At 73.8% G+C, this 13,007-nt stretch carries 14 protein-coding genes; 10 read left to right on the forward strand and 4 right to left on the reverse strand.

Translation table 11 applies throughout. From position 1 onward, the window contains the following. The first annotated feature begins 33 nt into the window (after positions 1–33). Positions 34–444 (forward strand): DUF4307 domain-containing protein, encoded by a 411-nt coding sequence (locus ACFWEG_RS18635; protein WP_387216330.1) that lies wholly within the window; start codon positions 34–36, stop codon positions 442–444. Positions 445–609: 165 nt separating this feature from the next. Next, positions 610–1,107: a transcription elongation factor GreA gene (gene greA, locus ACFWEG_RS18640; protein ID WP_387216332.1), complete on the forward strand. Its 498-nt coding sequence runs from the start codon at positions 610–612 to the stop codon at positions 1,105–1,107. Positions 1,108–1,171: 64 nt separating this feature from the next. On the opposite strand, the gene ACFWEG_RS18645 is transcribed toward greA, so the two are convergent. Both ACFWEG_RS18645 and ACFWEG_RS18650 read right to left on the reverse strand, forming a co-directional pair. After that, entirely contained in the window at positions 1,172–2,038 is an 867-nt protein-coding gene (locus ACFWEG_RS18645) for an ABC transporter permease (RefSeq protein WP_387216334.1), read from the reverse strand. Continuing rightward, positions 2,035–3,039, reverse strand: a complete 1,005-nt coding sequence (locus ACFWEG_RS18650; protein WP_387216336.1) for an ATP-binding cassette domain-containing protein — start codon at positions 3,037–3,039, stop codon at positions 2,035–2,037. Before ACFWEG_RS18650 ends, ACFWEG_RS18645 begins: the two co-directional genes overlap by 4 nt. A gap of 286 nt (positions 3,040–3,325) precedes the next feature. Between ACFWEG_RS18650 and ACFWEG_RS18655 the strand changes: the two genes are divergently transcribed. Genes ACFWEG_RS18655 through ACFWEG_RS18665 form a run of 3 tightly spaced genes read left to right on the forward strand, consistent with a single transcriptional unit; the run spans position 3,326 to position 4,570 of the window. Next, a complete protein-coding gene (locus tag ACFWEG_RS18655) occupies positions 3,326–3,838 on the forward strand; it encodes a MarR family winged helix-turn-helix transcriptional regulator (RefSeq protein WP_387216338.1) in 513 nt (170 codons plus the stop codon). 43 nt (positions 3,839–3,881) lie between these two features. Further along, the gene (locus tag ACFWEG_RS18660) at positions 3,882–4,331 is read left to right on the forward strand and encodes a sigma factor-like helix-turn-helix DNA-binding protein (RefSeq protein WP_387216340.1); all 450 of its coding nucleotides are present in this window, start codon (positions 3,882–3,884) and stop codon (positions 4,329–4,331) included. 26 nt (positions 4,332–4,357) lie between these two features. Next, the gene (locus ACFWEG_RS18665) at positions 4,358–4,570 is read left to right on the forward strand and encodes a hypothetical protein (RefSeq protein ID WP_387216342.1); all 213 of its coding nucleotides are present in this window, start codon (positions 4,358–4,360) and stop codon (positions 4,568–4,570) included. Between the two features lie 172 nt (positions 4,571–4,742). Here ACFWEG_RS18665 and ACFWEG_RS18670 read toward each other — a convergent pair whose 3' ends face one another. Next, positions 4,743–5,912: a cystathionine gamma-synthase gene (locus tag ACFWEG_RS18670; protein ID WP_387216344.1), complete on the reverse strand. Its 1,170-nt coding sequence runs from the start codon at positions 5,910–5,912 to the stop codon at positions 4,743–4,745. Between the two features lie 58 nt (positions 5,913–5,970). Between ACFWEG_RS18670 and ACFWEG_RS18675 the strand changes: the two genes are divergently transcribed. The 3 genes from ACFWEG_RS18675 (at position 5,971) to ACFWEG_RS18685 (ending at position 10,300) form a co-directional block, all read left to right on the forward strand. Further along, entirely contained in the window at positions 5,971–7,065 is a 1,095-nt protein-coding gene (locus tag ACFWEG_RS18675; protein ID WP_387216346.1) for a hypothetical protein, read from the forward strand. A 131-nt stretch (positions 7,066–7,196) separates the two neighbouring features. After that, positions 7,197–8,795, forward strand: a complete 1,599-nt coding sequence (locus tag ACFWEG_RS18680) for a M48 family metalloprotease (protein ID WP_387216348.1) — start codon at positions 7,197–7,199, stop codon at positions 8,793–8,795. 356 nt (positions 8,796–9,151) lie between these two features. After that, complete coding sequence (locus tag ACFWEG_RS18685) at positions 9,152–10,300, forward strand: hypothetical protein (protein WP_387216350.1); 1,149 nt, start codon at positions 9,152–9,154, stop codon at positions 10,298–10,300. 4 nt (positions 10,301–10,304) lie between these two features. Here the strand turns inward: ACFWEG_RS18685 and ACFWEG_RS18690 are convergent, their stop codons facing one another. Beyond that, positions 10,305–11,171 carry a helix-turn-helix domain-containing protein gene (locus ACFWEG_RS18690; RefSeq protein ID WP_387216352.1) on the reverse strand — a complete coding sequence of 289 codons (867 nt, stop codon included), beginning with the start codon at positions 11,169–11,171 and terminating at the stop codon, positions 10,305–10,307. Between the two features lie 290 nt (positions 11,172–11,461). Between ACFWEG_RS18690 and ACFWEG_RS18695 the strand changes: the two genes are divergently transcribed. Together ACFWEG_RS18695 and ACFWEG_RS18700 are read left to right on the forward strand one after the other, a co-directional pair. Beyond that, entirely contained in the window at positions 11,462–12,508 is a 1,047-nt protein-coding gene (locus ACFWEG_RS18695; RefSeq protein WP_387216354.1) for an NAD(P)-dependent alcohol dehydrogenase, read from the forward strand. A gap of 101 nt (positions 12,509–12,609) precedes the next feature. Continuing rightward, positions 12,610–12,954: a DUF1330 domain-containing protein gene (locus ACFWEG_RS18700; RefSeq protein ID WP_387216356.1), complete on the forward strand. Its 345-nt coding sequence runs from the start codon at positions 12,610–12,612 to the stop codon at positions 12,952–12,954. Positions 12,955–13,007: the final 53 nt, after the last annotated feature.

Below are 13,007 nucleotides of genomic sequence, written 5' to 3' on the forward strand. Positions count from 1 at the left end.
CGCAGGCCCGGTCCCGGACGCGAGAGGACGATCATGAGCACGCAGCGCGAGACCCCGCCTGCGGGCCGCTACGGCGCTCCCGCCGACGCCCGCGCCGACCACCGCCTCAAGCGGCTCGGCCTCGTCCTCGGCGTCCTCTTCCTCGCCGTGCTCGGCTGGATCGGCTACCACTACGTGTCCGGCGAGCGGGCCCTCAGCGCCCAGATCGTGACCTTCGACGCCGTCTCGGACAGCCGCGTCGAGATCGAGCTCGACGTGACGAAGTCGACGGGGACGGCCGGCACCTGCACCGTGCGGGCGCTGGACGAGTTCCACGGCGAGGTCGGCCGCAAGGACGTCCGCTTCGCGTCCGGGCAGTCCGTCTCCGGTCTCACCGTCGATCTGCGGACCACCGCGCGGGCCACCAGCGCCGAGCTCGTCGGCTGCGCCCGCCGGGACTCCTGAGGGCGACCCCCGGGCCCCGCTGACCTGCGGGGACCGGATTCACGCGCGCTGAGTCCTCCCCGACTTCGTCCGGAATTGTTAGGCTCGTGGTTTCGCCCGCCTCTGGAGGCACATCCTTCGGGGGAGGGCGATGCTTTGTATTCCCGTACCTACGAGGAGCGACCCGTGGCCCAGACCAGCGAAAACGTCACCTGGCTCACCCAGGAGGCGTACAACAAGCTCAAGGACGAGCTTGAGTACCTGTCGGGTCCCGCACGCTCGGAGATCGCCGTCAAGATCGCGGCGGCCCGCGAGGAGGGCGACCTGCGCGAGAACGGCGGCTACCACGCGGCCAAGGAGGAGCAGGGCAAGCAGGAGCTGCGCATCCGGCAGCTCACCCAGCTCCTGGAGGGCGCGAAGGTCGGCGAGGCGCCGGCCGAGGAGGGCGTCGTCGCCCCCGGCATGGTCGTCACGATCGCCTTCGACGGCGACGAGGACGACACCGAGACCTTCCTCCTCGCCTCCCGCGAGTACGCCTCCGACGACATCTCCACCTACTCGCCGCAGTCCCCGCTCGGCGTCGGCGTCAACGGCAAGAAGGTCGGCGAGGACGCGGTGTACGAGCTGCCGAACGGCAAGCAGGCGTCGGTGCGGATCCTCGACGCGAAGCCGCACGCGGGCTGAGCCCCGCCCCCGGTCGCACCGAAGCCCCCGCCCGATTGACCGGGCGGGGGCTTCGGCGTGTGCGTCAGCCGCTCGCCTTGCGGTACTTGCGCACCGCGAGCGTGCGGAAGACCAGGATGATCAGCACGGACCAGATGACGGACGCCAGGACCGGGTTCTCCATCGGCCAGGCGCCGGTCACCGACTTCGGCACGCCGGGGATCGTGTTCCCGAAGAGCTCGCGCGCCCCCGCGACCGTCGCGCTGAAGGGGTTCCACTCCGCGACGTACTGCAGGAACTTCGGCATGCCGTTGACCGGCACGAAGGCATTCGAGATGAACGTCAGCGGGAAGAGCCAGATGATCCCGCCGGAGGTCGCCGCCTCGGGGGTGCGCACCGAGAGGCCGATGAGCGCGCCGACCCAGGTGAACGCGTAGCCGAGCAGCAGGAGCAGGGCGAAGCCCGCGAGCACCTTGCCGAGGTTCTCGTCCGTGCGCCAGCCGACGATCAGCGCGACGATCGCGAGGACGGCGAGCGTGATGGCCGTCTGGACCAGGTCCGCGAGGGTGCGGCCGGTCAGGACGGCGCCGCGGGCCATCGGCAGCGACCGGAAGCGGTCGACGAGCCCCTTCTGGGAGTCGTCGGCGATGCCCGCCGCCGCGCCGGCGGTGGCGAACGTCACCGTCTGCGCGAAGATGCCGGCCATCAGGAAGTTCGTGTACGCCTCCTTGCTGACGCCGGCGCCGGGGATGTTGATCGAGCCGCCGAAGACGTAGGTGAACAGGACGACGAACATCACCGGCTGGATGACCCCGAACAGGATCATCTCGGGGATGCGGGTCATCCGGATCAGGTTCCGCTTGGCGACGACGAGCGAGTCGCCGATCGACTGGGCGACGCCGCCCTTGGGGGCGGGGGCCAGGGTGGTGGCCGTGGTGCCGGGGGTGCTCACTTGCCCGCCTCCTTCGACGCCGTCTCCGCCGCCTCGTCCTTGCCGTCGTCGTCCGGCCTGACCTCCGCGGCGTGCCCCGTCAACGAGATGAACACGTCGTCCAGGGTGGGCCGCCGCAGCCCGATGTCGTCGATCTCGACGCCGCGGGCGTCCAGTTCGCGGATGACCTCGGCGAGCAGCTTCGCGCCGCCGGTGACGGGGACGGTCAGCTTGCGGGTGTGGTCCTCGACCGCCACCTCGCCCTTGCCGAGCGCGCCCAGCACCTCGACGGCCGGGGTGATCTCCTCGCGCGCGTGGACGACGACCTCGACGCGCTCGCCGCCGGTCCGCGCCTTCAGCTCGTCGGAGGTGCCGCGGGCGATGACCTTGCCGTGGTCGATGACGCAGATGTCGTGCGCGAGGTGGTCGGCCTCCTCCAGGTACTGGGTGGTGAGCAGGAGGGTGGTGCCGCCGTCGACGAGCTCGCGGATGACGTCCCACAGCTGCTGCCGGTTGCGCGGGTCGAGACCGGTCGTCGGCTCGTCCATGAACATCACCGGCGGGGAGACCACCAGCGCCGCCGCGAGGTCGAGCCGACGGCGCATGCCGCCGGAGTACGTCTTGGAGGGGCGGTCGGCCGCGTCGGCGAGGTTGAACCGCTCCAGGAGCTCCGCGGCGCGCGACTTCGCCTGCTTCTTGGGGAGTTGGTAGAGCCGGCCCACCATCTCCAGGTTCTCCCGGCCGGTCAGGTACTCGTCGACCGCCGCGAACTGGCCGGACAGGCCGATCGAGCGGCGCACCTCGTTCGGCCGGGCGACGACGTCGATGCCGGCGACGGTCAGCGTGCCGCTGTCGGGGGTCAGCAGCGTCGTGAGACAGCGGACGGCGGTGGTCTTGCCCGCGCCGTTCGGGCCGAGCAGGCCCAGTACGGTGCCTTCGGGGACGTCGAGGTCGACGCCGTCCAGAGCCTTGACATCGCCGAAGGACTTGACCAGTCCCTCGGCGTGAATGGCACCTGGCATAAAGGGTCACTCCCAGGGTCGATGGGTTTCCCGCAAGCCTAGGCAGGCGGGGGGATCGCGCGCGCGGGAAACCGCGTGCGGCGGGGGCTCACGGTAACGCGCTATATCGCGACCCTCAACCGGTTTTCGCGGGTGGACGGGCCGCGGGGACCGACCCGCCCGGCTGCCGACGCCACCGGCCGGGGGCCGTACCCGCGGCGAAGCCGCGAACCCCCGCGTTGCGGGCCGCCCGAGGCCGTACTCTGTCCCCCAGTCCTCCCTCAAGTGATGAATCGAGCCCACGGCCATGCCCTCCTCCCCGGACATGTCGACCGATCTCGACCCCGCCCTGCTCGACACGCTCCAGCACGAGGTCGCCGTCTTCGCGCGGCGCGCGGAGCAGACGAGGCTCGGTGGGGTCGGTCAGGTGCGGAACTCCATGGACCGTGCCGCGTACCTGCTGCTCAACCGGCTCGACAAGGAGGGCCCCACAGGGGTGAAGGCGCTCGCCGCGGGGATGGGGATCGACTCCTCCACCGTCACCCGTCAGGTCGCGCCGCTCGTCGACACCGGCCTGGTCACCCGCACCTCGCACCCCGACGACGGCCGGGCCGTCGTCCTGCAGCTCTCCCCGCGCGGCCGCGCCCGGCTGGAGGAGGTCAGGGCGTCGCGGCGCGAGCTGATGGCCCGGCTCACCGCGGGCTGGCCGGCGGACGAGCGCGCCGCGTTCACCGCGTACCTCTCCCGCTTCAACGAGGCGATGTCCTCCTGGGCCGGCGGCGGCCCCGCCGACGGGACGGAGCCCGTGCCGGGCTCTTGACCCGCGGCCCGCGGGGGTCGTCCCATGGGGGCGGGAGGCCCCGGTGCGCAGAGAAGGAACGACCCGACAGGCCCGGAACGAGCGGGAGTTCGCCCTGTTCGTCGCCGGCGCGTCCGGGCGCCTGCTGCACGTCGCGACCCTGCTGACCGCGGAGCCCCCCGCCGCGAACCCGCACGCCCGGCGGCTCCTCCTGCGCGCCCTCGCCCGCACCTACGCGACCTGGGGCCGCGTGCCCGGCGAGGACCCCTACGACCGCACCCGGCAGGACGTCGCCCTGCGCTTCGGCCACACCGCGTGGCGGCAGCGGGGCTGCGCCGGGGGGCTGCTCGCGGCCGTCCCGCCGCGCGAGCGCGTCGTCCTCGTCCTCCGGCTCGCCGAGGGGCTGCCCGAGGAGCAGACCGCGGCGGTGCTCGGGCTGCCGGTCGAGCGGGTCCGCGTGCTGTGCGCGCGGGCCGTCCACCGGCTCGTCGGCACGTCGGGACCGGTCGCGTGATCCGCGGCCGCCGGATGGAGGACCGCGTGCGGGACCTGCTCGCAGGCCCGTATCCGTCCGTCCCGGCCGACCTCGGCCCCTCCGCCACGGCCCTCGGCGCCCGCCGCGCCCGCCGCAGGCTGCGGGTGCGGCGGGCCGTGGCCCTCACGGCGATCGCCGTCGCCGTCGCGGCGGCGATCTGGCTCGGCATCACCCAGCCGTGGGTCCCCGAGCCGGTGGACACCACACCGCGGTGGTGAGGCCGACCGCAGCGAGCGCACACGTCGCGGCGCTGGGCACGATGCGCTGTGCCCACCCGTGCCGGCGAAAATCCTCAGCCCGGCCGGCGCTTGAGGCCGCGCGGCCGAAGGCCGTGCATCCGGGGCGGAGCCCCGGGAGGGGGCGGGCACGCAGCCCCCACCCCAGGTACGCCTAGGCGAGCGCTGCGCGGAGGTCCGCGAGGAGGTCGTCCGCAGACTCGATGCCGACGGAGAGGCGGACGAGGTCGGAGGGCACCTCCAGGAGGGAGCCGGCGACACTCGCGTGCGTCATGCGGCCGGGGTGCTCGATGAGGGACTCGACACCACCGAGCGACTCACCGAGGGTGAACAGCTTCGCCCGGTCGCAGACCTCGACCGCCGCGGCCTCGCCGTCCGCCACGCGGAAGGACACCATGCCGCCGAAGGACTTCATCTGCTTGACGGCCACGTCGTGCCCGGGGTGCGACTCCAGCCCCGGGTACAGCACGGAGGACACCCGCGGGTGCGCGGAGAGCATCTCCGCCACGCGCGAGGCGTTCTCACTGTGCCGGTCCATCCGCACCGCCAGCGTCTTCACCCCGCGCAGCACCAGCCACGCGTCGAACGGCCCCGCCACCGCGCCCATCGCGTTCTGGTGGAACGCCAGCTCCTCGCCGAGCGCCTCGTCCGCCGTCACGAGCGCACCGCCGACCACGTCGGAGTGCCCGCCCATGTACTTCGTGGTGGAGTGCACGACGACGTCCGCACCCAGCGCCAGCGGCTGCTGCAGGTAGGGGCTCGCGAACGTGTTGTCGACGACGAGCCGCGCCCCGATCGACCGCGCCACCCCCGCGACCGCCGCGATGTCGGTGATCCCGAGCAGCGGGTTGCTCGGCGTCTCCACCCAGACCAGCTTCGTCCGCTCCGTCGCCGCCGCCCGCACGGCCTCCACGTCGGAGGTGTCCGCGACGGAGAACTCCACGCCCCAGCGCCCCGCGACCTTCGCGAAGAGCCGGAACGTGCCCCCGTAGGCGTCGTTCGGGATGACGACGTGGTCGCCGGGCGCGAGCAGCGCCCGCAGCAGGCAGTCCTCCGCGGCGAGCCCGGACGCGAAGGCCAGGCCCCGGCGCCCGCCCTCCAGCGCGGCGAGGTTCTCCTCCAGCGCCGACCGCGTCGGGTTCGCGCTGCGGCTGTACTCGTAGCCGCCGCGCAGCCCGCCGACGCCGTCCTGCTTGTAGGTGGAGACCTGGTAGATCGGCGGGACCACGGCTCCGGTCAGCGGGTCGGCCGTGTTGCCCGCGTGGATCGCGATGGTCTCGAAGTTCTGGTGCGCTGTGCTCTCGGTGCGTCGCTCGTCGCTCATACGCCCCGAGCGTAGTCCTGCCCGACGGGCGCTCCCGCCGCCCGGGGACAATGGAGCCATGGAGATTCTCTGGCTGCTCATGACCGCCGCCCTGCTCGGCGTGCTGGTGACGCACTTCCTCCGCCGCGGCCGCGGCGGCGGCATCCGGCTCGCCGAGCCGGGCTCGCCGGACGCCGCGGACCCCGCGGCCTACGGTTTCGCGCGCCAGGAGGACCTGGACGTCCGGCTGCCGGGGCCCGACCAGGACCTGGTGGACGTGGTCGAGCACCTGGAGCGCACCCAGGAGTGGCAGGTCGCGGCGCAGCTGCTCGCGACCACGCCGAAGGAGGGCGAGCTGCGCTGGCAGCGGGTGGCGTCGCTGGCCGGGGCGGCCGCGCTGGCGCTCGCGCAGCAGCCGGGGGCGGGCGGCCGGTGGCTGCGCGAGTGGCGGATCGCCGCGCCGAAGGACGCGGGCGGCGCGGCCGTGCACGCGGAGTTCCTGGTGCAGCAGGCGTGGCGCAACCAGGGAGAGGACCGGCGGATCCTCCTGGAGGAGGCCCGCGCGGCGGTCGCCGAGGCGGCGCTGCTCGCGCCCGGCGACCCGGTGCCGTACGTCGTGGACCTGAACGTCGCGCGCGGGCTCGGTGACGCGCGGGCGGAGTTCGACCAGCTCTGGCTGAAGATCCTCGACCGCGACCCCGCGCACATGGGCGCGCATCTGGCCGCGCTGCACTACTGGTGCGAGAAGTGGCACGGCTCCCGCAAGGACGCCCTCGCCTTCGCCGAGGCGGCCGCCGCCCGCGCGCCCCAGGGCTCGCTGCTCGCCGCGCTGCCGCTGTTCGCGGAGTTCGAGTCGATCCCCGAGGTCATGGGGACGGACATCTACGCCTCGGCGTCCATCCGGCGCGCCGTCGCCGGCGCCCTGCACACCGCCCACGCGGCCCGCCCGGACAACCCCGCGCTGCCGCATGTCCGCCACCTGCTGATCCACTTCCTGATCCGCGGCGACCGCTGGTCGGAGGCGATGCACCAGATCGTCGCGGTGGACGGCTTCGTCGGCGCGCTCCCCTGGACGCACTCCCCCGACCCCGCCGCCGCGTACGCCCTGGAGCGGGCGCTGGCGGTCGCCGGGTACGAGGCGAACGGCGGGTCGCCGGCGCGGCTGATGGGCTGAGCCGGGGCGGGCCACGCACCGGGAGCCGGGGATTCGGAAATCCGTTCTCCTGGTGAGTCGATGTTCATGGAATACTCCCCTCCGGCGTCCGTGCCGCGGACCGCCGTCGCACTCCGGGGGGAGTTCTCACCATGGGCCCGACACTTCGCGCTGCCCGCTCACTGATCCTGATCGCCGGCTTCTACCTGCTCGGCGTGGCGCTGCTCGCGCTCCTGCTCGCCGTCGACCGGGCGGCCGTGCTGTGGACCCCGGCGGGGATCTACGGCAAGGTCGTCATCGTCTCCGTCGTCCTCGCCGTGCCCGTCGTCCGCGGCATGTTCATGCTCCGGGTGCCGGAGCCGTCCCGGACGCCCGGCGTCGAGGTGGGCGAGGCGGACCAGCCCGAGCTGTGGGCGGTCGTGCGGGAGACGGCCGCGGCCGTCGGCACCCGCGGGCCCGTGTCGCTGGTCCTCACGGCGGAGGTGAACGCCGCGGTGGCCGAGGAGAGCCGGCTCGGCGGGCTGCTGCCCGGTCGGCGCCGGATGGAGATCGGCATCCCGCTGCTCACCGGGCTCGGCGAGGCCCAGCTGCGGGCGGTGATCGCCCACGAGTTCGGCCACTACGCCAACTCCGACACCCGGCTGGCCGGACTCCAGTACCGGGGGCAGCGGCAGATCGCCCGCACCATCGAGCACTTCCACGAGCGGGCCGAGGCCAAGGCGGACAAGGAGCGGTCCAAGCACGAGGCGAAGGCCGCGAAGCGGGCCGCGCGCGGCAAGGAGACGGCCGAGGCCGACCACTCCCGGGCCGGGATCACCTACCGGGCGATGGCCCGGATCTACACCTGGTACTTCCGCTTCTTCGTGCGGGCCTCGCTGAAGGGCAACCGCCGGCAGGAGTACGCCGCCGACCTCGCCGCCGCGCGGATCGCCGGGCGCGACGCCACCGCGGCGGCACTGCGCGAACTCCCCGCCCTCGACGCCGCGTTCGACTTCTACCTCGACCGGTACGCCGCCATGGGCCTGCCGCACGGCCTCCGCCCGCCGCGCGGCGCGCTCGTCGGCGACTTCGGGCACTTCCTCAGCGCGCGGGAGCTCGAACTCGCGGGCATCCGGTCCGAGTTGCCGGAGACGCCGGCCTCGCCGTACGACAGCCACCCGCCGCTCGCCGAGCGGGTGCGCCGGATCGAGGCGCTGGCGGCGGACGGGCGCGGCGACGAGGGCCGGGGGGCGGCCACCGCGCTGCTGCGCGCACCGCAGGCGCTGGCGGCCGGTCTCGAGGACGCGGTCTTCGGGCCCAGGACGCGTGCGCTGCCGTGCGCGGAGGACTGGGACGACTACCTGGCCCGGTCGATGGCCGCGCAGTTCGCCGCCGCCGGCAGCCCCGCCCGGCGTGCGCTGACCGTCTACACGAAGGAGCCGTCCACCCTGGACACCTTCCTGAAGGTCGTCGACGACGGGCAGTTGTGGAACTTCGCCCAGCGGATGCCGAAGTCGGACGCGGCCGCGGCGGCGACCGGGCGGGCCTTCCGCGAGTTCGTCCGGCCCGAACTGGAAGGTTTGGCACATGAGTTGGTCATGGCCGAGCTCGGGTCGCGCGGGCTCATCCGCTGGGAGTTCTCCTGGGCCGAGCCCGCGACGGCGCACCCGCTGTCGGACGGCCTGACCGACGGCCTGGAGGCCGCGATCGCCTCCCTCGTCGCCGACCGCCCCGACACCGCCCCCCTCCGCCTCCTGCTGGCCCCGGCGTAACCCGGCGGTCGGGGGCGCCTGACTGCCGGGCGTCGCCCCCCGCTGTGGGTAATCGTGCCGCAGGGCGAGTGGGGTCTCCCCTGCTCGAGCGAAGCCGAGAGCTCGGGGAAGGGTGGGCGCAGCCCCACGTGCCCAGCGCAAGGACCGCACGCTGCACCACCGTTGGCCTCGCCTCCGCAGGGGCCCCGCGGCGCAGCCGCACACCCGGCCGCAGGCCGGGGCAGGACCCCTTGCGACCGACGCTCGCACTTCCGGCCCGGGCCGGGCGACGGCCGACGCAACCCCCGCCACCCCCGACCCGCGGCCGCAGGCCGACCCGACCCCGTAAACCCCGCCCCCGCACCGGAAGATCCCGCATGTTCACCACCCTCGCCGTGATCGGCGCCGCCATCGGGGCCATCGTGCTCCTCGCCCTGCTCTACCTCGGCGGATCCACGGCGAAAGCCATGATCGACGGCTGGCGGGAGGGCTGGCGCGAGGGGACGGACGAGGCCGAGCGCGCCGTCGAGGCGGAGGAGCGGGCCGAGCACGACGCCCTGCTCACGGCGCACGGCCTGCTCCCCGCCGAGCGGCAGAACAACGACTGGGCCGCGCCCCCCTCCCCCGCCCTCGTCGCCGCCCTCGACCAGGCGAAGGCCGGCGCCTGGCAGGCCGCGGCCGCCCTCCTCGCCCGCACCGCCGCCGACCGCGACTGGGAGTTCCGCTCGCTGGCCGCGTACGCGCTCGCCGACGTGGCCGCGGACGACGACGCCTGGCTGGTCGACTGGGAGGCCGCCCGGCCCGAGGACCCCGACGCCGCGGTGGTGCGCGCCCGCTCGACCGTGATCCTCGCTTGGAAGATCCGCGGCGGGAAGCAGGCGCAGTACACCAGCGGCCAGCAGTTCGAGGGCTTCCACCGCGTGCTGCGCCAGTCCCTCGACGACATCGCCCGCGCCGCCGCGCTCAACCCGGACGACCCCACCCCGCACATCACCGCCATCTGGGCCGCGCTCGGCCTCGGCGCGCCGCAGGCCGACATGGACCGGATCTGGAAGGAGGTCACCGCCCGCGCCCCGCACCACTACGAGGCGCACTTCTCCGCGCTGCAGTACTGGTGCGCCAAGTGGCGGGGCTCGGAGCACCTCGCCCGCTCCTTCGCCGCCGACGCCGCCCGCAACGCCCCGGCCGGCTCCCTGCTCACCGCGCTCCCGCTGATCGCCCACTTCGAGCACGACGAGTCCGACACCACCGACGGCGACGACACCCCCGAGATGCGCGCCGCGGTCGACGCGGCCCTCGCCGACCTCGCCACCGCGGAGCTGGTGAACCCCACCCACCCCCGCCTGCCGGAGCTCCGCCACCTCCTCGCCTTCTACCTCTACCTTCAAGGCCGCGACCCCGAGGCCCTCACCCAGTTCCGCCACATCGACGGCCACATCAACGCCCTCCCCTGGCGCTACCGCCCCGACCCCGTCGCCTACTACTGCCAGATCCGCGACGCAGCCCTCGCCGACGCCACCCGCTGACGTCTCACCCCCGCGCCGGGAGCGGTTCGCTGCCCCAGTTGGCGAGGAGTTGGAGGGACTGGGCGGAGGGGGAGTCGGGGGCGGCGTGGTAGACGACGAGGGAGACGTCGGGGTCGTCGGGGAGGGTGAGGGTCTCGTAGGAGAGGGTGAGTTCGCCGACGAGGGGGTGGCGCAGGCGCTTGGTGCCGTGGCCCTTCTCCATGACGGTGTGCGCGGCCCACAGGGTGCGGAACTCCTCGCTCTTGACCGAGAGTTCGCCGACGAGCGCGGTGAGCTTCGGGTCGTCGGGGAAGCAGCCGGCGTAGAGGCGCAGGACGCTGACGACCTCGACGGCCTTCGCGTCCCAGTCCATGTACAGCTCGCGCGCGCCCCGGTCGAGGAAGACCTGGCGCGCGGCGTTGCGCTCCTCCGGCGGCCGCGCAGCGAAGTCGCCGAGGAGGGCCGCGCAGAGCCGGTTCCAGCCGAGGATGTCGAGCCGGCGGCCGATCGCGTACGCGGGGACGCCGTCCATCGCGTCCAGCATGAGCTGCAGCCCGGGACGCAGCCGGTGCGTACGCCCGGCCGCGGCGGCCCGCCTCTTCTTCGCGTACGTCCGCGGCCGCGCGAGGTGGGTGAGGTGGGCGTGCTCGGTGTCGGTGAGCCGCAGCGCGCGGGCGATCGCGTCGAGGACCTCGACGGAGACGTTGCGCCCCTGTCCCTGCTCCAGCCGGGTGTAGTACGCCACCGACACCCCCGCGACCTGCGCCAGCTCCTCGCGCCGCAGCCCGGGGACCCGCCGCTGGTTGCCCGGGTCGGGCAGCCCGACGTCGGACGGCTGCAGCCGGGCCCGCCGCGACCGGAGGAATTCACTGAGCTCGGCGCGCTGGTCCATGCGTCCAGTCTGCGGCATCGGGCGAGTGGGGCGCGGATGCGCCCGTACGGCGCAAGCTGACCCTGGCAGTGGTAGGCACGGCAAGCGTAGGCACAGCCGTGACCACGGCACGGGACCGGGTATGAGGCACTGTGGAAGAGCCGCGAGGACCGCGCGGCGGCCACCTGGCCGCCGCGGACCCCCGCGGCCCCCCGCCGCCCGGCCCCCACCCTCCGGCCGGCCGGGGCCACCGGTGGTCCGCTCCCAGGGCCGCCGCCAGAACCACCCCCTTCTGAGGAGAACGTTTCCGGATGACCGTCACCAACGTCGCCGCGTACGCCGCCCCCGCCGCCAAGGCCCCGCTGGAGCGGACCACCGTCCCGCGCCGGCCGGTCGGCGAGCACGACGTGCTGATCGACATCAAGTTCGCCGGCATCTGCCACTCCGACATCCACCAGGCCCGCGAGGGCTGGGGCGAGGCCATCTTCCCGATGGTCCCCGGCCACGAGATCGCGGGCGTCGTGTCCGAGATCGGCTCCGGCGTGACGAAGTTCAAGGTCGGCGACAAGGTCGGCGTGGGCTGCTTCGTCGACTCCTGCCGCACCTGCGAGTACTGCGAGCGCGGCGAGGAGCAGTTCTGCGTCGAGGGCAACACGCCCACCTACAACGGCGTCGGCCGCGACGGCGAGGCCACCTACGGCGGCTACTCGACCCACGTCGTCGTCGACGAGAACTACACCCTGCGCATCCCCGAGGGCCTCGCCCTCGACGAGGCCGCGCCGCTGCTGTGCGCCGGCATCACCCTGTACTCGCCGCTGAACCGCTGGCAGGCCGGCCCCGGCAAGAAGGTCGCGATCCTCGGCATGGGCGGCCTCGGCCACATGGGCGTCAAGATCGCCGGCGCCCTCGGCGCGGAGGTCACCGTCCTCAGCCAGTCCCTCCGCAAGAAGGACGACGGCCTGAAGCTCGGCGCGACCCACTACTACGCCACCAGCGACGAGAAGACCTTCGAGGAGCTCGCCGGCACCTTCGACCTGATCGTCTGCACCGTCTCCGCCCCGCTGCCGCTCGACAAGTACCTCTCGCTGCTGAAGGTCGACGGCGCGTTCGTCAACGTCGGCGCCCCAGAGGAGCCGAACTCGCTGAACATGTTCTCGCTGATCAGCGGCAACAAGGCGCTCGCCGGATCGATGATCGGCGGCATCCGCGAGACCCAGGAGATGCTCGACTTCTGCGCGCGGCACGGCCTGGGCGCCGAGATCGAGCTGATCTCCGCCGAGCAGATCAACGAGGCCTACGACCGGGTCGTCAACAGCGACGTCCGCTACCGCTTCGTGATCGACACCGCGACCATCTGACGCGGCCGCCTTACCCGGCGGGTAATCGACGCGCGACGGGCGGTGCGGGCAGTCTCGGGACTGTTCCGCACCGCCCGTCCGCGTACCCGATGGAGGCCACCGTGACCGCCTACGCCGCCGCCCGCCTGTCCCCCGCCGCCGGCGCCCCGCACGCCGACGTCCTGACGTACATCGAGCGCATCCAGCGGACGATGGAGCCCTACGGCGGCCGCTTCCTCGTCCACGGAGCCCCGCCCGAGGTCCTGGAGGGCGACTGGCCCGGCCACCTCGTCCTCATCGCGTTCCCCGACCTGGAGCGGGCCCGCGGCTGGTACGACTCCCCCGCCTACCGGCGGATCCTGCCGCTGCGCACCCGCCACCTGGAGGGCGACGTCGTGCTCGTCGACGGCGTCCCCGAGGACTACGACGCCGCGCGGACGGCCGCGCGGATGAGGGCGGGTGCCTGAGCTCCCGCCGCGACGCGCCACGGCGGCCGCGGACCGGGGTTCCGGTGCGCGGC

Origin of the sequence: Streptomyces sp. NPDC060194 (assembly GCF_042728285.1) — a bacterium.
Taxonomy (GTDB): domain Bacteria; phylum Actinomycetota; class Actinomycetes; order Streptomycetales; family Streptomycetaceae; genus Streptomyces.

Bases quoted from the DNA above. Each gene is read 5' to 3' on its own strand.
- ACFWEG_RS18635 (WP_387216330.1), top strand. From the start codon at position 34: ATGAGCACGCAGCGCGAGACCCCGCCTGCGGGCCGCTACGGCGCTCCC.
- ACFWEG_RS18650 (WP_387216336.1), bottom strand. From the start codon at position 3,039: ATGCCAGGTGCCATTCACGCCGAGGGACTGGTCAAGTCCTTCGGCGAT.
- ACFWEG_RS18655 (WP_387216338.1), top strand. From the start codon at position 3,326: ATGCCCTCCTCCCCGGACATGTCGACCGATCTCGACCCCGCCCTGCTC.
- ACFWEG_RS18670 (WP_387216344.1), bottom strand. From the start codon at position 5,912: ATGAGCGACGAGCGACGCACCGAGAGCACAGCGCACCAGAACTTCGAG.
- ACFWEG_RS18675 (WP_387216346.1), top strand. From the start codon at position 5,971: ATGGAGATTCTCTGGCTGCTCATGACCGCCGCCCTGCTCGGCGTGCTG.
- ACFWEG_RS18680 (WP_387216348.1), top strand. From the start codon at position 7,197: ATGGGCCCGACACTTCGCGCTGCCCGCTCACTGATCCTGATCGCCGGC.
- ACFWEG_RS18685 (WP_387216350.1), top strand. From the start codon at position 9,152: ATGTTCACCACCCTCGCCGTGATCGGCGCCGCCATCGGGGCCATCGTG.
- ACFWEG_RS18690 (WP_387216352.1), bottom strand. From the start codon at position 11,171: ATGGACCAGCGCGCCGAGCTCAGTGAATTCCTCCGGTCGCGGCGGGCC.
- ACFWEG_RS18695 (WP_387216354.1), top strand. From the start codon at position 11,462: ATGACCGTCACCAACGTCGCCGCGTACGCCGCCCCCGCCGCCAAGGCC.